At 42.5% G+C, this 22,896-nt stretch carries 21 protein-coding genes and 2 pseudogenes; 5 read left to right on the top strand and 18 right to left on the bottom strand.

Annotation, left to right across the window (positions count from 1 at the left end):
• Positions 1-122: 122 nt before the first annotated feature.
• From A372_RS0128830 to A372_RS39690, 4 genes and pseudogenes are all read right to left on the bottom strand, one after another.
• Positions 123-326: a hypothetical protein gene (locus tag A372_RS0128830; protein WP_019424409.1), complete on the bottom strand. Its 204-nt coding sequence runs from the start codon at positions 324-326 to the stop codon at positions 123-125.
• Positions 327-406: 80 nt separating this feature from the next.
• Positions 407-715, bottom strand: coding sequence for a hypothetical protein (locus A372_RS0128825; RefSeq protein WP_157259779.1), 309 nt, complete (start codon positions 713-715; stop codon positions 407-409).
• Positions 716-1,345: 630 nt separating this feature from the next.
• On the bottom strand, positions 1,346-1,996 hold the full coding sequence (locus A372_RS0128810) for a Vat family streptogramin A O-acetyltransferase (RefSeq protein WP_019424405.1): 651 nt from the start codon (positions 1,994-1,996) through the stop codon (positions 1,346-1,348).
• Between the two features lie 491 nt (positions 1,997-2,487).
• Positions 2,488-2,667, bottom strand: a pseudogene (locus tag A372_RS39690) (IS110 family transposase); the annotation flags it as partial.
• 389 nt (positions 2,668-3,056) lie between these two features.
• Here A372_RS39690 and A372_RS0128805 point away from each other — a divergent pair.
• Together A372_RS0128805 and A372_RS0128800 are read left to right on the top strand one after the other, a co-directional pair.
• Positions 3,057-3,761 carry an ABC transporter ATP-binding protein gene (locus A372_RS0128805; protein WP_019424404.1) on the top strand — a complete coding sequence of 235 codons (705 nt, stop codon included), beginning with the start codon at positions 3,057-3,059 and terminating at the stop codon, positions 3,759-3,761.
• Positions 3,762-3,763: 2 nt separating this feature from the next.
• Positions 3,764-6,088: an ABC transporter permease gene (locus tag A372_RS0128800; RefSeq protein ID WP_026011346.1), complete on the top strand. Its 2,325-nt coding sequence runs from the start codon at positions 3,764-3,766 to the stop codon at positions 6,086-6,088.
• A 146-nt stretch (positions 6,089-6,234) separates the two neighbouring features.
• Here the strand turns inward: A372_RS0128800 and A372_RS0128795 are convergent, their stop codons facing one another.
• The 6 genes from A372_RS0128795 to A372_RS0128765 all read right to left on the bottom strand — a co-directional run bounded on the left by A372_RS0128795 (position 6,235) and on the right by A372_RS0128765 (position 12,731).
• Entirely contained in the window at positions 6,235-6,834 is a 600-nt protein-coding gene (locus A372_RS0128795) for an acyl-CoA-like ligand-binding transcription factor (RefSeq protein WP_019424402.1), read from the bottom strand.
• A gap of 372 nt (positions 6,835-7,206) precedes the next feature.
• Positions 7,207-8,709: an MFS transporter gene (locus A372_RS0128785; RefSeq protein WP_019424400.1), complete on the bottom strand. Its 1,503-nt coding sequence runs from the start codon at positions 8,707-8,709 to the stop codon at positions 7,207-7,209.
• 1,100 nt (positions 8,710-9,809) lie between these two features.
• Positions 9,810-10,841 carry a permease prefix domain 1-containing protein gene (locus A372_RS34935; protein WP_051004554.1) on the bottom strand — a complete coding sequence of 344 codons (1,032 nt, stop codon included), beginning with the start codon at positions 10,839-10,841 and terminating at the stop codon, positions 9,810-9,812.
• A 9-nt stretch (positions 10,842-10,850) separates the two neighbouring features.
• Positions 10,851-11,174, bottom strand: a complete 324-nt coding sequence (locus A372_RS0128775; RefSeq protein ID WP_019424399.1) for a PadR family transcriptional regulator — start codon at positions 11,172-11,174, stop codon at positions 10,851-10,853.
• 102 nt (positions 11,175-11,276) lie between these two features.
• Positions 11,277-11,978, bottom strand: coding sequence for a CPCC family cysteine-rich protein (locus A372_RS34930; protein ID WP_019424398.1), 702 nt, complete (start codon positions 11,976-11,978; stop codon positions 11,277-11,279).
• Between the two features lie 183 nt (positions 11,979-12,161).
• Positions 12,162-12,731, bottom strand: a complete 570-nt coding sequence (locus tag A372_RS0128765) for an SF0329 family protein (RefSeq protein WP_019424397.1) — start codon at positions 12,729-12,731, stop codon at positions 12,162-12,164.
• 702 nt (positions 12,732-13,433) lie between these two features.
• Here A372_RS0128765 and A372_RS0128760 point away from each other — a divergent pair.
• On the top strand, positions 13,434-13,907 hold the full coding sequence (locus A372_RS0128760) for an NTF2 fold immunity protein (protein WP_019424396.1): 474 nt from the start codon (positions 13,434-13,436) through the stop codon (positions 13,905-13,907).
• 534 nt (positions 13,908-14,441) lie between these two features.
• Positions 14,442-14,663 carry a hypothetical protein gene (locus A372_RS38070; protein WP_019424395.1) on the top strand — a complete coding sequence of 74 codons (222 nt, stop codon included), beginning with the start codon at positions 14,442-14,444 and terminating at the stop codon, positions 14,661-14,663.
• 250 nt (positions 14,664-14,913) lie between these two features.
• Here A372_RS38070 and A372_RS0128750 read toward each other — a convergent pair whose 3' ends face one another.
• The 6 genes from A372_RS0128750 to A372_RS0128725 all read right to left on the bottom strand — a co-directional run bounded on the left by A372_RS0128750 (position 14,914) and on the right by A372_RS0128725 (position 20,205).
• Positions 14,914-15,837 carry a response regulator gene (locus tag A372_RS0128750; protein WP_019424394.1) on the bottom strand — a complete coding sequence of 308 codons (924 nt, stop codon included), beginning with the start codon at positions 15,835-15,837 and terminating at the stop codon, positions 14,914-14,916.
• On the bottom strand, positions 15,815-17,107 hold the full coding sequence (locus A372_RS0128745) for a sensor histidine kinase (RefSeq protein ID WP_019424393.1): 1,293 nt from the start codon (positions 17,105-17,107) through the stop codon (positions 15,815-15,817). The genes A372_RS0128750 and A372_RS0128745 overlap by 23 nt, the downstream gene beginning before the upstream one ends.
• A 96-nt stretch (positions 17,108-17,203) precedes the next feature.
• The gene (locus tag A372_RS0128740; RefSeq protein ID WP_019424392.1) at positions 17,204-17,854 is read right to left on the bottom strand and encodes an amino acid ABC transporter permease; all 651 of its coding nucleotides are present in this window, start codon (positions 17,852-17,854) and stop codon (positions 17,204-17,206) included.
• Positions 17,854-18,525 carry an amino acid ABC transporter permease gene (locus A372_RS0128735; protein ID WP_019424391.1) on the bottom strand — a complete coding sequence of 224 codons (672 nt, stop codon included), beginning with the start codon at positions 18,523-18,525 and terminating at the stop codon, positions 17,854-17,856. The genes A372_RS0128740 and A372_RS0128735 overlap by 1 nt, the downstream gene beginning before the upstream one ends.
• A gap of 85 nt (positions 18,526-18,610) precedes the next feature.
• Complete coding sequence (locus tag A372_RS0128730; RefSeq protein ID WP_019424390.1) at positions 18,611-19,417, bottom strand: glutamate ABC transporter substrate-binding protein; 807 nt, start codon at positions 19,415-19,417, stop codon at positions 18,611-18,613.
• 59 nt (positions 19,418-19,476) lie between these two features.
• The gene (locus A372_RS0128725) at positions 19,477-20,205 is read right to left on the bottom strand and encodes an amino acid ABC transporter ATP-binding protein (protein ID WP_019424389.1); all 729 of its coding nucleotides are present in this window, start codon (positions 20,203-20,205) and stop codon (positions 19,477-19,479) included.
• A 255-nt stretch (positions 20,206-20,460) separates the two neighbouring features.
• On the opposite strand from A372_RS0128725, the pseudogene A372_RS39360 reads away from it, so the two are divergent.
• Positions 20,461-20,682: pseudogene (locus A372_RS39360) on the top strand (transposase); the annotation flags it as partial.
• Between the two features lie 169 nt (positions 20,683-20,851).
• Here the strand turns inward: A372_RS39360 and A372_RS0128715 are convergent.
• Both A372_RS0128715 and A372_RS0128710 read right to left on the bottom strand, forming a co-directional pair.
• Positions 20,852-22,147, bottom strand: a complete 1,296-nt coding sequence (locus A372_RS0128715) for a sensor histidine kinase (protein ID WP_019424387.1) — start codon at positions 22,145-22,147, stop codon at positions 20,852-20,854.
• The gene (locus A372_RS0128710; RefSeq protein ID WP_019424386.1) at positions 22,140-22,835 is read right to left on the bottom strand and encodes a response regulator transcription factor; all 696 of its coding nucleotides are present in this window, start codon (positions 22,833-22,835) and stop codon (positions 22,140-22,142) included. Before A372_RS0128710 ends, A372_RS0128715 begins: the two co-directional genes overlap by 8 nt.
• Between the last annotated feature and the right edge of the window lie 61 nt (positions 22,836-22,896).

Raw genomic sequence — 22,896 nt, 5'->3', positions numbered from 1 at the left:
CCGTCAAGTAGACAGTACAAATAAATAAAAATAACTGAGCTGCCTTAGTTCGAACTTCCATCGGACTAAGGATTTAGCTTGCACGTTATCAATGCATTTGACGACTTGAGACATACTTTGAGTCAATCCGTGGGCTTAAGCTGATGAACCGCTTCTTCTATTGGATATTGTTTATAAACCGCATTAGCGGTTTTCTTACGTAATGTTAAACGGCCTTTCACGATATTTAAAATATTTTGACCTGACGAAGTCTCCGTGATCATTAAATGGATATAATTTTTATAATTTTTGCTCGGTTTTGTAAGCAATATTCTCTTCAGATTCAATTCTCTTTCCTCCGTATAGATTTCATAAACGTGATCGGCAAATTACAAATTCCCTTCAATCGCAATTTCATCCACATGCTCTAGCGTTGCCATAAGCCAACACCCAAATTTTCACGCCAACGCCCCTGCCCATCTTCTGCATACGGAAGAAAATGATAACCAATTTTCCCATCCGCACGATGATGAAATTGCCGTAAATCGATGTATTTTCCCGTTTGCTTGATATGAAGTGTTACAATGAGCCGTGCCATATGTTCTTTCATTTGCACAACTATTTTCTGCCTGCCTGTATTTATCCACTCCAAATAAACGGTTTCCTCTTGTACGGCTGTTATAGAAAAGCCCGTTTCAGCAAGAAAGAAGTGAGCTGTACCAAAATAATCTATCAAAAACGACTTGATCCGTAGCTTTTGTTCGTGAAGTGTCAAATAAGATGTGCAAGCATTTTCGTGGTTTCTTCTGATGACCGAAGTTGGACAGAATTGCCTTTTTCATCTATCGTAAAATGTCCTTTGAAAGCATCTGGCATTTGATGTATTCCTCCATAATATAATTGTTCTACGTAATCATTATACAGTGTCTCCAAAGAACAAGATTGGGAGCGTGGTAGGCTTGCAAGTACAACATCCGTTCGTTATTGAAAGTGATGCTCCCTATTCCTTGAATTTTTTGGTATATATTCAAAATGCATATTTGAACAGTAAAAATGATGAAAGCAAAAATCCTAAATTTCCATATATCGATGTATCAAATGGGTAAAGAGGAACGTTAGCGAAAAATCACGTGACCTCACTATACCTAATGGGTACATATTTTAGTTCAAGAATTAAAATAGTATCATAGCGGACTTAATAACAAAAAGAGGGGTTCGCCGCCCCTCTTTACTATTTCCGCCAATACATCCCTTATTTAAGTATCCTGCTTCACCAACAGTGAGCAACACTCCACATGTGTTGAGACGGTCAATGGGATATAAAAAATATGCCCATTTGCAGGAGCGTGACCTGCTATTAATTATATTATCCCTCATTCAATAGCTTCTTTAATGTGGCAATATCGTTACTCGAAACTAATTGCTCAAGATTTTCAAATATCTTTTTCTCATCCCAGTTCCACCATTGAAGCTCCAACAATAATTTAATCGTCTCATCACTGAAACGCTTCTTAATAGCATTTGCAGGATTGCCGCCAACAATTGTATATGGTTCAACGTTTTTCACAACAGTTGAGTTCGCAGCAACAATTGCACCGTCGCCAACTTTTACCCCCGGCATAATCGTGACATGTTGTCCCAGCCATACATCATTACCAATCAAAGTATCGCCTTTGAAAGGCAATTGTTCTTTCGTTGGAGTGACCTTTTCCCAGCCTCCAGCAAAAATATTGAAGGGATATGTTGTAAAACCATCCATCTGATGATTAGCACCATTCATAATAAAAGTAACCCCTTCAGCCATGGCGCAGAACTTACCGATAATCAGCTTATCACCTAAAAAGTCATAATGATGCTGAATATTGTCATAGAAATTCTCTGGTGAGGTTGTATTGTCACTGTAATATGTATAATCGCCAATCTCAACGTTTGGTCTACTTGGTAAATTTTTAATGAAACAAACTGTTCTAATATTTTCATTTGGATAAAGCTTATTTTTATCCGGAGCTAGCATCATACTTACACTTCCTCTCTAATACGTTATTTAACCTTCCCCTTCAAATAGGCTTAACTGTTTTCTAACATAATAACATACCACAAAAAAACAATTTAATATTAATGTACTCGAGCCATACTGTCACATCTCATCTATTCTTTCAGTACTATCAATATTAGACACTCCACATGTGTCGGGTAAGCAGAGTCAATATAAAATCATCCATCAAATTCTGCACCACATGCCACCTCCGCCCGCCGCTGCCCCTCGCCCTAACCGCCTTCAGCGAAGGGCATTTTGCGGCGGGGATACGCTTCTCGCCCCTCAGACCGACCGCCTCCCCAACCTAGGTCCAGTCGCAAAAACCATCGCTGGTCGGTTTTTCGAATCGCGGAATCGCCTACAATAAGAACATGAAGACAAGAGGAACAACGGAGAGACGGTAAAACAAAAATGAAGGTAAACAGGGGCACCGGTTTCGCCTATCGTATTCGGCAAGTTGTCCGGACTGATCGGCCGAAACGCAGGTGGTCTGCAATTACCGAGGCATCAACGCGATCGTTTTTGGGAAGAGTGTCATCCCCTTTTTAAAAACGTGCGACTTTTCTTGCATTTAAGACGTAGATATGGGCTTTCACCTCTGGTTCATAGCCTTCTAATTGATCTTTCAAGTAATGAGCGAGGTGCCACGTCAATCCCAACCAGCATTTAAGATTACCTCCTAAGTATTAATCAAGCTGATCTCAGACCTGGGTGCCCGTCGGAACCACCTACTGTATCCTCGTCATCAGCACTCATATCCGAACATGACGATAATTTGGGCGCTACCCCCATCAGTTCAGCGGTGCAACTAGCGGTTAGAAATTGAGTGGTGGATCTTGGGTAACAGGCTTTCCTAATCACTGTCATTAAACCCGCAAAGAGAAGAAATATCCTGAGAAGAAGCTTGTTGATCCGATTCTCCTACGGACAGGTCCAAGATACTAGAAAGAAATTCAGTTTGACTATTTCCATCTCTCTAGAAAACTGGAAATCGCGTCAAACCAAGCTTCAAAAAATACGATACGAGGAGATGTAATAAGTGAAAAAGTTAATCGAATTCAAAAAAGTAACGAAAGAATACAAAATAGGAGAAGTGCCAATCAAGGCCCTTGATGGTGTTGATTTATCCATATCAGAGGGAGAATTCGTCGTTATTTTGGGTGCAAGTGGTGCGGGTAAAAGTACGATTTTGAATATACTTGGCGGTATGGATACAGTTACCTCAGGTCAAGTGTTTGTTGGTGATCAAGAAATAACAAGATTCAACGAAAAAAAATTAACAGAATATCGCGGTGAGAAAGTTGGCTTTGTATTTCAATTCTATAACTTAATTCCGAATTTAAACGCTCTAGAAAATGTTGAATTTGCCACTGAAGTATGTAAAAACCATCTGGATGCTAAAGATATTTTACATAAAGTTGGATTAAAGGATCGTATCAAAAACTTCCCTTCCCAGCTCTCTGGAGGAGAACAACAAAGAGTTGCTATTGCTAGAGCTGTTGCAAAAAATCCATTACTTTTACTCTGTGATGAACCAACGGGAGCTTTGGATTATGTTACAGGTAAGTCCGTCTTAAAGCTTCTTCAAGATTTGAACAAGGAAACGAAAAAGTGCGTCGTTTTGGTCACACATAATTCCGCAATTGCTCCTATGGCCGATAAGATTATTAAGGTTAAAAGCGGAATGATCAAGAGCGTTACGATTAATGATGAGAAACAAAGCGTTGAAGGGATTGAGTGGTGATTATGAAATTATTCTCGAAATTATTAAGGGATATTAAACAATCGCTCGTTCAATTCATAGCCTTAGCTTTGGTTGTCGCAGTAGGCGCTTTTTTCTATGCGGGGCTGAATAGTTATAGCAATAAGCATCGTACTTATTCTGAGGCTTACTTTAAAGAACATAATTTAAGCGACTTAAATGTATATTACAGTCAAATTTCCAAAGACGATGTAGCTGGTTTAAGCGAAGTTAAAGGTATACATAAAATAGAAGGACGTTATACCTTTGATGCCACGCAAGTCTTGGAAAATTACAAAGCCTCATTAAAAATTCATTCGATCCCTGTAAACAATGAAATCAATACGCCTACTATGATTGAGGGTAGTATCCCGTCAAAAAAGGGTGAAATCTTATTAGATTCCCATTATGCCAAAGAACATCATTATCGTGTCGGCGATGAAATCAATATACGTACGGATGATAAAAATTTGAAGTTTACCATTAGCGGCTTGTGCGAGAATGTGGAATATTTAAAAAAGAACCCCACACAAGACCATAAAACCCACGGAGTCGCTTATATTGCCGAAGAGACAATACCTGAAATCCGGGACAGCTTTTACTATAATGAAATCATGATTGATGCTCAAGAAGGTTACGATATTGACCAATTAGGCAAATCAATTGAAGGACAATCCAAACATCTTCCTTATTTAGACCAAACAAGTAAGGAACGGACTTACGGTTATTCTCAAATAAAACAAACGATATATAACAATAGTATGATGAGTAAGGTTATACCTCTAGTTCTCTTTTTGATTTCAGCTATCATCCTATTTCTTACCATGTCGAGGACGATCGATTCTGAGCGAAATCAAGTAGGTATCATGAAGGCTTTGGGTGTAAAGAACCGAAACATCATGCTTCATTACATGGGATACCCTGTGCTGGTAGGTATAGTAGGCTCAATCATAGGCTGTATCATGGCCGCTCTTGTATTTATTCCATTAGTAACGGCGTCGAGTGCAAGGTCCTACACTCTGCCTGACATTACATTCTCACTTTCTTGGTATTCGCTCATTCCTTCCATCATTTTTTCTAGCGCTTTTGGACTTCTGTCCTGTTACTTGAGTGGCAGAACGATATTAAAAGAACGTGCGGCTCAGGCTATGCGTCCTAAACCGCCTAAGAAAATGAAAAAGCTGTTAATAGAAAGAGTTCCAGGTATTTGGAGTCGTATTTCCTACAGCTACAAACTCATTTTGAGAAATATATTTTTAAATAAACAAAAAGCTTTAGCGAGCTCAATCGGTGTTGTTGTAAGCACGGTGTTATTGATAACTGCTTTGGGCACTCAATCGTCCTTGATCAAAATAGCGAACCAAATTGAAGATGTTTATACGTATGATTTAAGAGTAGATTATAAGCTGGGTACATCTTCCGATACGTTACAACTACCCTCCGGCATTAAAAATAGTTATTTTACATCCACCTTTCCTGTTGAATTCATCAAAGGGGGTGAAAAAGAAAATGCCACTTTAGTTGTTACGGAAAAAGAAAACAATCTCATTCATTTCTTTGACAAAAATGACAATCGACTATCTTTAGAAAATAATGGTGTGCTGGTACCCCAATCTTACGCGGACAACTATCATATTGCAGAAGGGGATATCATCCAAATAAAGTTCACAGCACCAGAGCTTAAAAATAAATCTGTGGACATGAAGGTTTTAAACATATCTACACAGTATACGAACCCGTCGTTTTATATCACACCAGCCTATTTAAAGAGCTTTAACATAGACTACAGTCCAACCTCGCTTTTAGTTGAAGCAAATAGCTCTACAGATCTTGTAAGCGTTCGTAGCTTCTTTGAACAAGATCATCATGTAGATACAATTACAGACAAGAATGATCTAAAGAAATCAGCTCAATATATGTTGAAACAAAACAGCTTTATATTTATCATGTTTATCATTTGTGCCGTCGTACTCTCCTTTGGCGCCATATATACGATATCTTCCATAAACATTTATGAAAGGAATCGTGAGCTTGCAACACTTAAGGTATTAGGCTATCAAAAACATAAAATAAACAGACTTATATTTTTTGAAAACATCATACTAACCACATTTGCGGTAATTGTAGCTTTACCGATAAGCGGCTATATTTATACAATGATTGTAAAGGCACTGTCTAGTACCCATCAACAAATCCCAGATAAATTAAATATTTTTATAATGTTGGTATCTGTTATTCTTGCATTCTTACTTACCATTCTATCTAACTTACTACTTAGGAGAAAAGTTACCAAAATAAATATGATTGAATCATTAAAAAGTATAGAATAATGGAGAAATAGCCTTAAGTTCTTGGAACTTAAGCTTATTCAGCCTGTTGAGAAACCTCAACAGGCTGAATAAGCTTAGTTTTTTTCAAAAAGGGTTTATTCAACAATCCATTCGGTTTAGGCATCCCCGTTATTTGGCGAGTATTATCATATCAGCAGGCCATTCTCCACTACTACTAAAGCTTCATCCAATAATTTAGCAAACTCTGATTTTGTAGCCTCAGCACTGTATTCCATTAACGATATATTTACCCCAACAACCACCCCGGCAAAGGTTCGTACTGCTAGATCATCAGAATTACTACCTACTCGTTTGGCGACAATCTGTGTTAACAGCTGCATCATCTGTGTTAAGTTGTTCAGCGCTGCCGCGCGTAGCTCCGGGACCGCCATGATCAGTTGATTTCGCTGACGTGTTGTTTCCCACTCATCGTCAGTGATCTCGTTAATTCCCAAAATCATGGCATTTCGAACGGCTTGTAAGGGATTCAACTCTGACGGTTGATTTTCAAATGCAGCAACGAGAAGAGGATCATAATTATCGGTTAATACCACGTCCTCTTTTGTAGCAAAATAACGAAAAAATGTACTCGGTGAGATTTCCGCAGCTTCAGCAATTTGTTCAACCGTTGTCGCATGATAACCATTTTCTCGAAAAAGCCTTAATGCATGCGTCTGAACATTGGCCATCGTTTTCGCTTTTTTTCGCTCACGTAATCCGACTTTTTGTTTCGCACCCTCAGACATCTTTTGCACTCCTAACAAAGTCAAATTAAACTCAATGTGATGAATTCAAGCATATTGTCACTTAAATTAGAGTCAATGTCAACTTACACTCAAGTTCATAACCCATCAACTATCACTGATTACCGACCAAGAAAGTGTCGTTTTCCTAATCGACGCCAAGGACATAGTTCTTCTGGTTAATCCGTTTTTGCCGCCCCTTTACCGTTTGTTTCATTTAATTCCCGAACAATTTCAAAGAAGCTTTGTTGAACAAGGGGATCAAGCCCAGAGTGGGTTCATCCATGATAAGCAATTCCGGCTCATTCAAAAGTGCCCACCTTTTTTTACGGCTAGATTTAAATCTGTCACCCGCGTTTCGAACCATAAGATTTATTAACATTGTTCATGTTTACTCTCTACCGTGCGCGCTTTTAAAAGACCGAAGGTAAAAGCAATTCCAACAACCGCAGCTCCTACACATACCCAGAACATATTGCCCATGCCGCCGACAAAAGAGGTTTTAACAGAATGAACGAGCGAATCTGAACCGATTTGACGCGCGGCCGCCATACCGGCAGATACATTTCGTTGCGCGACTTCAAAAGCATCCGCAGGCCATTCATCCAGGTTGAGATTATTTCGATAACCAGCGCTCAGAACAGTCCCTAGAATTGCGACTCCTAACGTTCCTCCAACCTGTCTGATGGCCATAAGAAGTGCCGATCCCACACCGCTTCTCTCGGGTGAAAGCGCTGAGATAGCTACATCCATCGCAGCCGGGAGTGCAAATCCAATGCCAAGCCCCACTGCAGAAATCCAAATGGAAGTAAATCCGTATCCGGTCGAGATATCTGTAGCGCTACCCATCGCCAAACCAATTCCAAGCAGTAAAGATCCAAGAACAATTGCCGTCCTGGTTCCGAATCGTGACTGCAGGGCATCCGATATAGGCGATCCAATCACTAGCCCGATAACGAGCGGCAATAGTCTCAAACCGGCGCTTAGCGCGTCTACTTCTAACACGGCCCGAAGATATTGAGGCAAAGCGAACAATACGCCGAATAGAGCAAAAGAGATGATAGAGCCTATCAAGATTCCACCTGTAAAACTTCGAGATCGGAATAACGAAGGGTCAACCAATGGTTGAGCGGTACGAGTCTGATATACAACAAACCAGAATAATAGAAGTATACCTGCAATAACTGACGTTAATGTTATTGCATCGCTCCAGCCTCTTTCACCCGCTTCAATAACACCATACGTTAAACCGATCAACCCTATGCTTGAAAGCAACATCCCCGGAAAATCCACAGCGCGGCGTTCTTCGCTCCGAGATTCAGGCAAGAGGAAAGTTACTGCTATTAGCGATAAAATAACCAGCGGAATATTGATGATAAATACCGAGCCCCACCAATAGTTGTTAAGGAGCCAACCTCCAAGAATAGGACCAAACGGTATTCCAATCGCATTAGCCATCATCCAAATTGCAATTGCTTTCGGCCTTTCCTTTTCTGAAAACATCACTGGAATAATCGCCATGGACAATGGCACAAGCATGGAAGCGCCTAAGCCGAGAAAGACGCGCGCTGTTATAAGTTCCCATGGCAATGTGGAATACGCGCACGCAAGGGAGGCTGCACCAAAAATGAGCAATCCGGCAATAAGCATCCTCTTGCGCCCGATTCTATCCCCTAGCATCCCCATCGGAAGCAGCAACGCGGCAAAAACAAGATTATATGCATTGGCAAACCATTGAAGCTCGGCATTTGTTGCGTGCATATTTTCGGCCAAAATCGGCAAAGCCAAATTTAAAATCGTCATGTCCAGTCCAACCGCAAGAATTCCGAATGCAAGTGAAGCCAGTACCCACCATCTTTGTTTATATTGCGAATTCATACTGAAAGCACCCTTTCTTATTATGACATCAACTTTCATTTAGTAGTTTATATACTTTGACTCTAACTGTCAATATTTAATTTATCAAATGTTCAGTGCTGCTGCTGCTGATATATCTCGCATCGCAGCGCGCAACTGAGCAAGAGAAGTTGATTCAAAGCCGTGTTCCCATGCTTTCTCATTTTCGATTCAATAACCCCATTGTCAAACAGCTATGCATTGACGCTGAACTGATCACCCGGTTTTTCGCCGGTGTATCTACCGGTGCTGCATGGGGGATGATCGTCGGTTACGCGCGGCGTATTGTACCGATGCCTTAAGTGGCTGTGGCGATGGTAGGAACGCAAATTGCTCTTACATTCGGAGTGCCGGTCGGCACCCTGATCGGTTTCTTGAGCCTTTGGGACTCGCAGAACGTGTTGAACTTGTCTAGCTGATCTTCGGTGTAACGGTTCTTGTTTCTATCTGAATTGTTGGTCTGTTGATAGACCGTCACCTACTCCTGCTTGTATTGGCCAGTCTGCTCGGCTTCCTACTGGTGGCTGAAGCACTATGGACGGGAGCCACAGCCCGCGCTTGCCCAAGTTTACGTCCATGGTCTTTGGGCTATGGATTTCGTCTTGTGTTGGAGACTCATCCGCCATGAACGCCTCAATTTGGATTCGTGTACCTCAAGCCGTGCGTTTGCCTCCGGCTTCCCTCAGACCCCGCCTCACGGCGGGCGCCCTTGCCTTTGGCTAATGGCAGGCGCTCGCCAGCCCCCATTCCGGACTTTCACCGTAGAGATGACGCCAATGCTGGACGTACATACAACAATCAGGCTCATGCTTCTCAGCATGAGCCAGTTCGAAGTCTGCAATTGCAGAAATACATATTGACACTACTGCCCCCATATGTCAGGGTGCAAATAAAGACAAAAACAGTATCTTTACCGTCTGTGTTTAAGATAATACTTTTAAGTGAATACTGTCACATCTCATCTATTCTTTCAGCACCATCAATATTGAGCACTCCACATGTGTGGTCCTAGGAACAGGTAGACAGTCTCCCCTTGAATTTCCTTGCGGCTTTTTTAATGTGTTGTCTTCCCATTCACAGCATTATGAAACCCGTTCTTGTTTCGGCACCAACAATAACACCATGGAAAGCACAATCAGGAGACATTTTTGCGATTCAGGGTATGGTAGACATTGCTGAACATGCCGTACAAAATTCCGGCAATTGGGAATACGGCCCAGTTGACGGCCCATCGATGATAGACAAAGCCTGTGAACAGAAACACTACCGTCGCCAAAGGCCACACCACAGTCCCCACAACTCCTATGATCCGCTCCTCTCCTTCTTCTCTGCCGCGATGTACGGCTCCTCCAGAAGCTTCGTATAAGCTCCCTGGATATTGCCGTAATAGACAAACACAGAAACACCGCTAAAGCCGCCATCAGCAGAAAAGCAGCAACTCCGTAAGGAGCGAAGTCATCATTGACATATGCAGCCACGAAGATCAAGACGGGCGACAACACGCACAGACAGACGCCCGTGATTAGAGAAAAGCGATAAGTAGGAGCGTAAAGGGCTTGGTTGCGCTGAAGCTCCATCTTTAGCGCATATGACAACTGAAAACCTTGCTCCAGACTCTTGTAGCGATCAAGCTTCATTCCGCTGTGAATGAACATCCCGACTGCCACAGCGATTAGCACAAACATTCCGATCAGCCCCAGCATCGTGCCCGGTTCCATCGAACTGTTATTAGACATAATCGTAATATTTTCGAACAGTGTATCAAGAACAAGCAGCAGTGCTACCCCGCTTGCGCAAAGAAAAACACCAAGACCGGTCCATAGTCCGGAGCTTCGTCTTGCAGCCGTATAGGCGTAAACTTCTTTTTCCGTCAGCACAGGTACTGCTTGCTCCAGTCCAGTTGAATGGATGCCAAGTTCAGCAGTCAACTCCTCAATATTGCCGAATTCCGAAATAACGATGCCGATCGCCTCATTCTCCGACTTGCCTCCCCGCTTCAGCTCCACATACTTCTCTTCCATCCCGAATAGCAACTCCTGCTTCAGATGCTTCATTTCTGAAGTCTTTGGCAGACCGGCAAACATATTATCCAGATATACAATGATCGTTTCCATGCTCAATCATCACTCCCTGATAAATTGATTTACAACTTCCTGCGTAACCTTCCACTCTCTGCACTTTTCCTTGTAGTAGGAAAGACCAAGCGGAGTAATCTGGTAATACGTGCGCCGCTTCCCGAGGCTCTCATCCCGGTAAAAAGATTCAATGTACCCGTTCTTCTCCAGCCTTGTGAAGGCGGAATACAGTGTTGTCTCTTTCATAACATACTTCTCCTGTGTCAACTGCCTAATATTTTTGGAAATCTCGTACCCGTAGGATTCCCCGTCCAGCAGCATGTAGAGGATCAGTGTATCATTGTAGCCACGTATAACATCACTGCTGATCAATTATGGTATCCCCCTTGATTACTTCATCTGTCGTAGTAATGGCCATGGTGCATTACCCACCCCACCATAAAAAACGCCTCAGAGATAATCTCTGAAGCGTGATTACTTGCAAAACCTATTTATATCATCCAAAGCTGAATGAGCATGCCCTCTAACAAACTTACTCTCATCATTCAATGCATCATTAATAAGTGGAATAATTAGTTCCTTGTTGACGGTTCTGTGTATTCTTGCAATATGACCAAAGCAAAGAATTGCTATTCCTCTTATATTTTCGTTTTTGTGCTGACTATATCGGACCATTAGATCTTGTACAAACTCTCCATCGTCCGCATTTAATGCTAGGGAAAGCAATCCTTTTACTTTTGTATCAGGGTCATCAGCATTAATTAGGTTTATGCTTTCTTGATTTTTTTCTATATTGTTGCTGTATCGCTCCACTCGCTCGTGAACAATATCATCTAGTCCCTTTTCGAAGGAGTCGATTTCCTGCCATATTTGTTGAGCAGATTCATTAGTTGCGGTTCTAAGTTTTTCAAATGCATGTATTAAACTTTTCTTTGTTTGAATTTCTTTATCCGTTTGTTTTAGGATCCTTTGTCTATCTCTATACATGATGTAGTGTTTTTTGAAGTTCTCACGAGCCTCTGTAAGTGAATAATCTTGATTTGGACCGCCCCTAACTTTTTCTGCATGGGGATCATCTTGTCCATCATCTTCCCAATTACATAAACAACAAATCTCCCAATCCCGTCTTTCCTCTAGTGTAGGATAGCCACAACAGGGACAATTATGCCGAATCATTTGACACTTACCTTTCTTTGTTAGACATCAATGATTACTTGTCGCTCTTCAACCTTAACTCTGTTTTCACAGACTCGCCTTTTTACACGTTCAATTATGAAAGTTAATGCAGCAGAGCATGATATCTGTATAATGAGTAAAAGAAAAAGCAGCCCCTGGTATAGGTGAATGCGTAACTTATTACTATAACGTACTACGCCGTAGTTCATAAAAATACTGCACAATGGAGTGCTTTAACTTCATCTTCTCGGTCATATTTAAAATTCGCTTTTTGCCAACTCGTCTGTCCACCAAAGCTAGAATATTCAATAAGATATCATCGCTCTCTATGCTTTCCTCTATAGAAATGGATAAAAATTTATTAGCTGTAACGACAAAATTTGATTTACTTAATGATGATTGTGCCGACAAAAGCTCTTTTGCATATTCTGTTATTTTTCTATTTCTTGCAATTACTTTTAGCCGATCCTCCGGCACTGTTCCCTTGGTATCTTTTCTGACTGCTTCAATTTCTTCATTGCTAATCGGAATTTGGATATTTGCATCATTCTTAATTTCCAGCTCCGTCTGATACCATCTGATTAAGTTAGTTGTATCACTCATATTAAATACGTTCTTTTTATCTACTGCAATATAACAAAGCCCTGCTTTATCGGGTAAATAACGATAGCTCGTTGCACGGTATTCGACCCTTCCATGTAACGCAGGACATAGAAAACTCTCCAGATTTTGTTTCAATTTGCTCCAGCTCATGTACTACTCCTTGTTCTATATTTTTCGTACCTGAAAAATAGACCTACTCCCTTGAGTCTGTAAGAATAACTCTATTACAATTGTTCATCTTGACAAAAAAACACCACCTCGCTTGTTTGGTATCATGGAAGTACGACCAACCATGCCAACAAAAAAGATGGATAGCTCTAGGTTACAACAACATTCCTTGTCTGAACAGTCTCGTTTTTCCAAACTTTTTGCCTCGCTTCACGTCAGGAAAGCTCTGCGACACGAAGGCATTTCCAAATCGTTAGGTCTTACCCTACCATTATTACCAGCAAATACATACATGATTGGCTTCTGTTCATGCATGAGACACATACCATCAGTATCGACATTTGTTTCAATTATAACACAGCAGAATAATCTGACAGCACATATTGAATTACCTCTGCACAGGAGATAGTGTGTCGTGATTGTTTAGGCATTGTAGAGATCCGCTCCTTAGCATGATAGTTATATTCTTCAAGCCCTTGTTATTCTGTCTAACCTAGTGTAGCCGATCCACTTGTATCAAAGAATGATTGTATAAGTCATAAATTGAGGTTAATATTTCATGTATGAGAAGCTATGGAAGAGGCCATAAGAGTCTTGCTAAGGCTGATCCATTAATCGAGAAGGGTATTAAATAACTTGTCGGACAAGTAATAACTAAATTCATATTTGTAGAGGTGTTACCCCATGGATCAACAAGAGTTGAACAAGCATTTAGTTCATATCGTCCAAGAATACGGATCAAAATGGAACAACATTGAAGATCACATCTATAAACAGTATGAACAAGAAGAAGCTGAATTAAGAGAAAAATATACAGGTGATGAATATCATTATGTACAACGAACAGATTGGCACGAACAATTCTCTGGGCTGATCGGTCCTATTTTTGTTGAATACTGTACCGATAAAAAGAGGGTGTATGGCGGTAGAAGCAGACAGAGCTTTGGTTTTCCGGTGAAGTTCAATGGGATAGAGCACTTTATTGAAACAAATGTTGAACTTAAGAATAAAAACCGTGCAGAAGTTTATTTCAAAACAGAAACTAACTTTAATGATGAATACCTGTTTGTGTTATTGAGAAAAGCCGACACATGGAAAATTGATAATTATAAAAATAGGCGTTATGGCAATGAAAAGTGGAATACTTGCATACTCTGAATTACATTCAAATTAAGCACTTTATCGACATTGTAAATAGAAGGGTTCAAGAATCTTTTACAGAATCTCGAACCCTTTTGCTTATTCTTTACTTCTCACTATCAACGCACAATACTCCACATGTGTCACAAGTATGTAAAAAAGAGAAATCTTAATATATTCTCAAAAATCCCGCTTCTTTAATGGAAAACAGCGACTTTGAATAAAGTGAACAGAAAAAAACAAATTTATACTTTCTTGTGAAATGAAAAATAATACACATGCCACGACCGAAACCTCGATTTTGTCCTTCAACACCTTATTTTTGAAATCTGCGCCATCCTTCGTGAAGGTTATAAAACCCGCAAAGTGTTGAAAAGAAAGGATTTCTACGTATTTATTCGTTGCATTCCTACTACGACCTCCACATGTGCCGTATGCGGGAACATATCAACCGGATGCACCCAAGCGAGGCGGTAGCCGCTGCCGATCTGTACCTGGCAGTCCTTGGCCAAGGTGGCCGGGGCTGCACGATACGTACACGAGCCTTGCTGGATGGGCTTGCGCTACCGCCTGCAGCAGCGAGCGTTCGCAGCCGGTACGCGGCGGGTCGACGACAACGACGTCAGGCCGGATGCCGCGCTTGACCCACTCGGGCAGCAGCTGCTCGGCGCGGCCCTCGAAGAAGCGCGCGTTCTCGATGCCGCTTGCGCGCGCATTGTCCCGGGCATCCTGCACCGCCTCGGGAATGATCTCGATGCTCTGCTAGACTCGTAAGCTTTGCGAATGTTAAAACGGAGCTGGTATGAACGTGCACGCATCTGAATTCCACGTCATTGACTACTAGATAGATATTTCGAAATGAATGTTCTTGATGAGTTATAGGTAGGTAGTGTTGCACAATCGCCTATCGAGCGAGGCCGTGAACGAGATTTGACAACCTAATTCTTGCTAATCGTGAGACTGCGGATGCAGGGTATGGGAGTGAAGAGCTCAAGTTTGAATCTCATATGTAATTACAGCTATATCAATGACTAGAGGAGCAGGACTCTATATAAAAAACATACAAAAACTTTCGAAGATTTAATTTGGAAGCGGATGACTTGCTTTGTTCCTCCAGCTCCCGCATACGGAGGCGCACTTCCTGAAAATCGAACAACCGCGAAGCATAGTATTCAAATGTCGGGTTCCCATAGTCGGTTAAGCCTAAAGACGATAGATGGGTAAGCGCTTGCAAGGCTAACCGGCGTATTCTCTGTTCAATCGCACGCACGTCCTTTTGCAGATTTGTCTCAGGCTGCTGACGGCTGCATATCGCCACTTGTTCGTAAATGGTTTTGAGCGGCGGCAAGTCCGGCAGTATACTTTGCTCTTGCTCCTGCTGCTGATCTTTCAGCCATTTCATAATACGGATGAGGTCAGAAGTGCCCGCTTCGCCAGCAATTCCTAATTGCAGCAATAAGGAGCGGGCTTGTTGTTCGATCGATCTTTCCTTTTGCAGAATCATTCCTGCCTTGATATCCGCGGTTCCGGATACCTCCAGCAAGCTAAGGGAGTTACGGATCGTCCGCACGGATTTCTCCAACAATAGGTGTTCGGATACACGCCGCAGCACCGCCAGAACTTCCAAGCGATTGATTGGTTTCTGTATAAAGGTATCGACTCCTTGCTGATAAGCTTCGCCGATCATCTCCTTGTTCTCCACTTGGGAGATCATGATAAATCTGCCACCGTAATTTTCTTCGCGCAGCGCTTTGACGGTCTCAATCCCGTCGCGGCCCGGCATTAACAGATCAATGATCACTACGTCCGCATCTTGAACATCTATCACAGACGCGCAAGATCCGTCTCCCGCTTCGCCGACTACCTCGCCAAGACCACTTTCGTTTACGATGCGCGATAACATTTTGCGGACGGCATGGTCGTCTTCAACCAGATAAAATTTCAGCATGTTCGACACCCTCTCTCTCAGTTAAACGTTCCACAGAAATTCGGATTTCAAAGCTTGTGCGTCCAGGACTGCTGCAAACGCTAATGTCTCCACCAAGCAAACGAACGATATCCGCAGCGTGCGAAAGACCGATGCCTGTTGACGAGTTTCCTTCGGCATCGAATTTGGTCGTAAATCCGGGATGAAAAATCAATTCCAGCTCATCGGCCAATATGCCCGGACCGTTGTCCGTGACAGTGAACAAGATAGAATCATCGTGGAGATCAACCTGCATCTGGATCTGACCTTGGTGTGGAATCGCTTCTACAGCATTAGACACGATGTTGTTTAGTACGGAGAGAAGCGGATAAATTTCGTTGGTTGAAAGATTGATGTCGCATCTCGCATCGATTTCGACGTTTTTTCCGAGCAGCAAGCTGTAATTCGTATTGGCACGCTTCACCATTGCACATAGATCTGAAACGGTTATGCGCTTCGACAGCATCCGTTCCTGTTGGATGATCTTAAATAAACCCGATAAAATCCGTTCCGAATCCTTTTTGATTTCATGCACATGTTCCGCAATATGGAGAGCCTGTGCCGCGTCCGGGTACGACTGGTTTTTGAGTGATTTGTATAACCAGTAGCTTTCACGTGTAATTTCTTCAATATGAGACATGGACTTCCGGAGATAAAAGGCCTCTTCAAACAAATCCGCATTAATCATCATTAAACGCTCTAATTCCAACCGCCTCTGCTCTCCCAGCGCCCGAACCTGACGAATCGCCAGCATATTGCACAGTCCTACGGCAAAAAAACTGCGGAGCAAACCAACGAGAACGATCAACATTATCTCATGAGACGTCACGTGTGACGCTTCGCCAGAAGCCATACGAATCAGCAATTCCGCTCCATTGGATGCCATATCCGCAAACGCGCCAAAAAATGCGACTTTCAAGTGATATTCAACATTCGTTTTAATTTTAAGCAGTGAGATGACAAAAGCGAACGTGACATAATAGAAAAATACAGGCATATGCTGCACAAACCCTTCGTGCAAAGGGATACCGTGCAGCACCCCCCCCATCGCAATCCGGAACAACACGACGAATATTCCCGCGGAAATGCCTGTCCCAAGCACGGGAACAGAAAACCATAGCATCCCGAAAAAAAACGCCATAATACCGAGGGAAAACCGAAAATCTCCGCCGAACGGGGTAATTTTCATTTCTCCGAGCAGTCCCGTCGACAATAGAATCATAATCCAAATGAACAGTCTATGGTCCCGCATGCTGAATTGCGCGCTCCTTTCCGCTCATGATGCCCCCCAGCCCTCCTTCTTATCGTACCGGAAGAGGGGCATTTTGTCGCGCAAAAACAACCGTTTTCAGGAATGTTTATTTTCAAGCTTGCGCGAAGCGATCGAGAGCAAATAATTGATCGCAAAATAAAGCAGAGCGGCAAACAGAAACGTCGGAATGACGTAATTGATATTATGTCCGTTGATGATCTGCACATGGTTCATCAATTCCGGCAGAGCAATGACAACTGCTAAAGACGTGTCTTTCAACAACGAGATGAATTGGCTCACCATTGGCGGCACCATGCGGCGCAATGCGATCGGAAGCACGATGTGCCTAAGTGTCTGCACAGCCGTCAATCCGGATGAACGCCCTGCTTCAATAAGGCCCTTCTCGACTGAGTTCAGTCCGCCCCGCACAATCTCGGAGATCATGGCTGACTCAAAGATGACAAGCGCAATCACCGCTGCAGTAAATTTATCCAGCTTGATACCGATCTCCGGCAGGGCAAAGTAGGTAAAAAAGATAATCAAAAGAAGCGGCAGGTTGCGGATGATCTCTACGATGACCGCGAATAACTTGCCCAGCACAGGCACTTTTGCGTACCGGACCGTACCCACAAGCACGCTGATTATAAAGCTGACCGCAATGGATATAAGGGCAACCTCGATTGTAATAAGAAACCCATTCAGCAAAAATTGCATATTTACAGGGGACAATGCTCCGATAAAATCCATTACGCCTCAACTCCTTTTACGTTCTGAAACCTGCGTTCCAAGTAACGGATGCCAAAACTAAGCGGAATCGTCAAGATCAAGTAAAACAGTGCGGCAAAAATGTATGTGCTGAACGTGTCAAATGTATCTGAATTAATTAAATCAGCTTGATACATTAGGTCCGATGCCGATAATATCGTAAATATGGAAGAATTTTTGACCAGGTTCAAAAATTGATTGCCTAACGGCGGAATAACCAATTTGACGGCCTGCGGCATGATGACGTGCCGCATAGCTTGAATATAGGTTAATCCGGAAGAACGGGCCGCTTCCATCTGTCCTTTGGGAACTGCCTGAATTCCAGCACGGATCGCTTCCGCAATAAATGCGGAAGTGTACACAGTCAAGGCGGTCAGGCCGGATACAAACGGCACAAGAATAGCACCCGTCAAGAGCGGGAGTCCGACCAGAACAAAAAATGCGATGAGCATGAGCGGAATATTGCGGAAAAACTCGACATAGGCGGTGCCGATCCATTGAAGCGGCTTAACGGGGGTAATGCGGAACACCGCAATGATTGCGCCAAGAATAAAACTCGCAATGAGAGAAATAACGCTTGCTGCGACGGTCCCCCCCAATCCGATCAAGTAACGGTCGAGATGCTCAGTAAGGACCGAAAAATGGATAAACATATTTTTACCCTCCCTAGATTCGTTAGCTTCGTTAATAAGAAAAGAGGAGACGAGCGGCCAGCGCTTATCCCCTCGGCATCTGCGTTTAGATCGGTTTTTTGCCGATCCATTTCTCATAAATTTGAGCGTATTCGCCGCTGTCCTTTAGCTCTTTTAATGTATCGTTGATCAATTCCGCAAACTCTTCATCGCCTTTTCGGATTCCGATGCCATAAGGCTCTTCTGTGAAAGTCTCATCCAGGACGCGAAAGTTATTGTCTTGCTGCGCCATTCCGTAAAGCAGGGCATTATCTGTCGTCAATGCGGAGCCTTGGCCCGCTTTTAATGCCGTAAACGCCTCGGCATAGTTTTCAAATTCCAGAATTTGCGCGTCAGGTGCCGCCTCGCGAACGTTTTTTGCGGATGTTGAACCTTTTGCGGTCAGCACTTTTGAATCCTTCGTCAAATCTTTGATGGAGTTGAGCGGGCTGTCAGCGGGTACAAGCAGCGATTGGCCTGCCGTAAAATAAACGTCCGAGAAATCGATCTCTTTTTTCCGTTCTTCCGAAATTGTCATTGTCGCAACGATCATATCGATGTCACCGTTTTTAAGCATTGGAATTCGCGTTTTTGACGTAACCTCCATGAACTCGATTGCATTTTCGTCCCCGAGTACTTTCTTCGCGACCCGCTTCGCGATGTCGATGTCTAAGCCCTGCACTTGCCCGGTAGCCGGATCCTTTAGTCCGAACAGATTCAGATCATACTTCACGCCCGCAATGACTTTCCCTTGCTTTTTAATCTTGACAATCGTTCCCTCGTCTTCGGAAGCCTGTTTTACACACCCTGATAAAGCGCTTACAAATAATGCGACGGCTAATGATATACCGATTACTTTGCTCCAACGTTTCATGCAGAACTCTCCTTTTTTATTAGTGCGTGATCAAAAGCGAACTTATTGAACAACCTCTATTAGTGGTTCAATATCCGACTGAGGAACATCTGAGCCCGCTCTTCACGCGGGTTAGTAAAAAATTGTGCCGGTTCCGCCTCTTCAATAATTCTCCCTTGATCCATAAATACGACACGGTCCGCCACTTCTTTGGCAAAGCCCATCTCGTGAGTGACGACAACCATCGTCATTCCTTCCCGCGCCAGCGTTCTCATGACATCCAGCACTTCTCCGATGGTTTCCGGGTCCAGTGCCGAAGTAGGCTCATCGAACAGCATAATTTTAGGCTTCATCGCCAGCCCCCGCGCGATGGCGACGCGCTGCTGCTGGCCACCGGACAACTGAGACGGGAAAGCATCTGCTTTATCAGCGATGCCTACTTTCTCAAGGTACAACATCGCCGCCTGTTCCGCTTCCTGTTTAGACATTGCGGCTACTTGCGTGGGAGCAAGAGTAATGTTTTGCAGCACCGTTTTATGGGGGTACAAGTTGAAATGTTGGAACACCATCCCGATATTCCGACGCAATCGATTGATGTCGGTGGACTTGTCATTTACTCGTATGCCGTCTACAATCAACTCGCCGTCCGTAACCAGCTCCAATCGGTTAATACAGCGAACCATCGTGCTTTTTCCGGAACCGCTCGGTCCGATAACGACTACAACTTCACCTTGCTTAATCGATAAGTTAATATCCTTCAGCACATGGAAATTGCCGTAATGTTTATTGATCTGATGGAAATGAATCATTGCTTTCCCCCTTTTCGTTAGGATTAAAGATGTGATTACACCAAGTTAATAGGGAAACAACGAAAAACTACAAAATCCGACAGAATTGAATATTAAAAATTTTAGGGAATGGGCAGCCATTACGTGTCGTAGAAACGGTGGGGTCTAAACATGATGGTCCGATCAGCGAACAGTTGGCGGATTCCGCTTTCATTTTGGTCATGGACCGTGCTTATGGAAAACTGGAGAGTCGCAACTGATTGGATGCAGGTTACAGCGGAGCAAATTGCGCAGATGTATAAAGCTAGTTGGCAAATAGAAGTCTTTTTCCGATGGATCAAGCAACATTTGAACGTGCCCACTCTATTTGGCACGACCGAAAATGCCGTCTATGGTCAATTGTACACGGCCTCTTGGACACTGCCCGTTGAATGGCGCTTACGTATATCTCATCTTCTTCAAACGTATAGCCAAAACATGCTTAGTTGTGTTACATAATTTGGTTAATCAACAGACGTGGTATCAGACACACTTTAAACCAATTATGAGGAGATATTTGATATTTACATGAACGAACAAAAAACTTCGTCTGTTAATATAGCCCCCCGCCCAGTTCAAAACCACTACCGAAGGGCTATCATCAATAGTTACAACGTATATAGGCTGCTTATAATCCAAGTGTGAAAGTAAAGGTTGCGCCATCATTCTCCTTACTGTCGGCGTAAATTTTACCGCCAAGCCTGTCGATGATAGCTTTGGCTATAGGCAGTCCCAAACCATAACCGCCGTTCTCCTGTGTTCTTGCAGGGTCAACCCTGTAAAAACGGTCAAACAGCTTTGACAGATTTTTTTGGGGTATGCCTTTGCCGCTGTTTTTTATTGAAAAGGCAAGCTGATGCCTTGTTTTTTTCAGTGTAATATTAATACGGCCTTTTTTCTCCGTATACTTTATCGCGTTATCCATCAGGATAGTAACGACCTGTTTGATTTTTTCGCAGTCGCTTTTTATAATAATATTCGATTCCACCTCTTGTAAAAGCGTAATGTCCTTTTCAAACGCCACAGCTTCCATTGATAATAGGACATCACTCACAATTTCGCTGATATCAAAAGGGGTATCAAGCATTTTGATGTTTGTGTCCACTGTCTTAGCCAGATATAAAAGATCGTTTACAAGCTTGCCCATTCTGTCGGTTTGATTCTTTATATAATCAAGCCATTTTTTCTGGCTTTTGATGGTTTCTCCTTCGTTTGCAAGAAGGGCATCGGAATTGGCATTTATAATGGCAAGAGGTGTTTTCAGTTCATGGGAGACATCTGCAATGAATTGTTTTTGTTTTTCCCAAGTCTCGGCAATAGGCGCAATCGACCGGCTGGCAAAGAAAAGACTGATTGCAAATATTACAAAAAGCATGATAATACCTACAAAAAACAATGTAGTAAACAGTTCCATCAATGTTTTGTGGGAATCCGTTATATCTAAAAATGTAATCTGAACATTTTCTCCATTCGAATTTATGATGAGTTTTTTTCCGTGTTCACGAGTTACAAGGGTGCCATTCATAGGAGATATTTTATATTGCCACCGTTTATTTTCAAGAGATATGATGGTATTCTTTTTCCCACTTAGGGCAAGTTCGGCTGCTTTAAAATATGTTTCCTCCGGCATATCAATATGTGAGATTACTTTAAGAATCTCGCAATCTGAATTTACAAGCATATTGAAAGAAAGGGAAGATTCAGAAGGGATTATACCTATGATTATCTTTTCTTTTTTTGTATCGTCCGGTAAGTTAAGATAGGCTGCGTTTGGTTTGGAAGATAACAATTCCAGTTTGTTTTGGTTTTCGGTTTGTATGTTGTTATAGGTTGTAAGATAAATAACGGCAAAGGCGCCAATCATCACTACAGAAATAATTGACATATTCAGTATAAGAAGTCGGTTGCGCAGTTTTTTAAACATAGGTTTTCCCATCTTTTGACGTTTTTAATACATACCCTGCACCTCTCACTGTTTGAATACGAACCGTAGATTTTAAATGGCTAAATTTTTTGCGTAAAAAAGAGATATACACCTCCACATGGTTATCCTCCGCATCGGTTTTGTAACCCCAAAGCTTCTCAATAATGGAATCCTTGGAAACAATAATACCTTTTCGACTGATTAATAGCTCTAACAATTGGCTTTCTTTTAAGGTCAGCTTAAAGTCTTTGTTCCCACAGTTGAGGTTTAAAGTGTGCGGATCGAGTTCAATGTCTCCATATAGTAAAATGCTATCGTGTATCATTTCATTTTTTCTGCGCCCCAAGGCACGCAATCGAGCCAGCAGTTCCTCAGTCTGAAATGGCTTTGCCAAATAATCATCAGCTCCACTGTCAAGACCTTCTACCTTATCTTCGGTTTCCCCCTTTGCCGTCAGCAGTATCACCGGAGTTTGAATGCCGTTATTTCGCAATTCTTTCAGTACGATGATGCCGTCCATTTTAGGCAGCATAATATCGAGAATGATAATATCATAAATACCGGAAAGGCCACAGTCTAAGCCATACTCCCCGTCAAACGCTAAATCAATACTGTAATTATTTTTCTTCAGGATTTGCTCTATGGCTTCGGCCATATATTTTTCATCTTCAACCATTAAAATTCGCACGTGCATGCCCCCTATAACATAAGCATAAGCGTTGATATAATCCAATCCGCAACAAATTGGC

It is taken from the genome of Paenibacillus sp. OSY-SE (genome assembly GCF_000283315.1).
GTDB lineage: Bacteria > Bacillota > Bacilli > Paenibacillales > Paenibacillaceae > Paenibacillus_B > Paenibacillus_B profundus.
This window is presented reverse-complemented; position numbering and strand designations above follow the sequence as displayed.

Excerpts from the sequence above, each read along its gene's own strand:
- A372_RS34930 (WP_019424398.1), bottom strand. The coding sequence starts at position 11,978 with ATGATTCGGCATAATTGTCCCTGTTGTGGCTATCCTACACTAGAGGAA.
- A372_RS0128745 (WP_019424393.1), bottom strand. The coding sequence starts at position 17,107 with ATGCGGGACCATAGACTGTTCATTTGGATTATGATTCTATTGTCGACG.
- A372_RS0128740 (WP_019424392.1), bottom strand. The coding sequence starts at position 17,854 with ATGGATTTTATCGGAGCATTGTCCCCTGTAAATATGCAATTTTTGCTG.
- A372_RS0128795 (WP_019424402.1), bottom strand. The coding sequence starts at position 6,834 with ATGTCTGAGGGTGCGAAACAAAAAGTCGGATTACGTGAGCGAAAAAAA.
- A372_RS0128785 (WP_019424400.1), bottom strand. The coding sequence starts at position 8,709 with ATGAATTCGCAATATAAACAAAGATGGTGGGTACTGGCTTCACTTGCA.
- A372_RS0128725 (WP_019424389.1), bottom strand. The coding sequence starts at position 20,205 with ATGATTCATTTCCATCAGATCAATAAACATTACGGCAATTTCCATGTG.
- A372_RS0128800 (WP_026011346.1), top strand. The coding sequence starts at position 3,764 with ATGAAATTATTCTCGAAATTATTAAGGGATATTAAACAATCGCTCGTT.
- A372_RS38070 (WP_019424395.1), top strand. The coding sequence starts at position 14,442 with ATGGGCTTGCGCTACCGCCTGCAGCAGCGAGCGTTCGCAGCCGGTACG.
- A372_RS0128715 (WP_019424387.1), bottom strand. The coding sequence starts at position 22,147 with ATGTTTAAAAAACTGCGCAACCGACTTCTTATACTGAATATGTCAATT.
- A372_RS0128760 (WP_019424396.1), top strand. The coding sequence starts at position 13,434 with ATGGATCAACAAGAGTTGAACAAGCATTTAGTTCATATCGTCCAAGAA.
- A372_RS0128750 (WP_019424394.1), bottom strand. The coding sequence starts at position 15,837 with ATGCTGAAATTTTATCTGGTTGAAGACGACCATGCCGTCCGCAAAATG.
- A372_RS34935 (WP_051004554.1), bottom strand. The coding sequence starts at position 10,841 with ATGGAAACGATCATTGTATATCTGGATAATATGTTTGCCGGTCTGCCA.
- A372_RS0128765 (WP_019424397.1), bottom strand. The coding sequence starts at position 12,731 with ATGAGCTGGAGCAAATTGAAACAAAATCTGGAGAGTTTTCTATGTCCT.
- A372_RS0128810 (WP_019424405.1), bottom strand. The coding sequence starts at position 1,996 with ATGATGCTAGCTCCGGATAAAAATAAGCTTTATCCAAATGAAAATATT.
- A372_RS0128730 (WP_019424390.1), bottom strand. The coding sequence starts at position 19,417 with ATGAAACGTTGGAGCAAAGTAATCGGTATATCATTAGCCGTCGCATTA.
- A372_RS0128735 (WP_019424391.1), bottom strand. The coding sequence starts at position 18,525 with ATGTTTATCCATTTTTCGGTCCTTACTGAGCATCTCGACCGTTACTTG.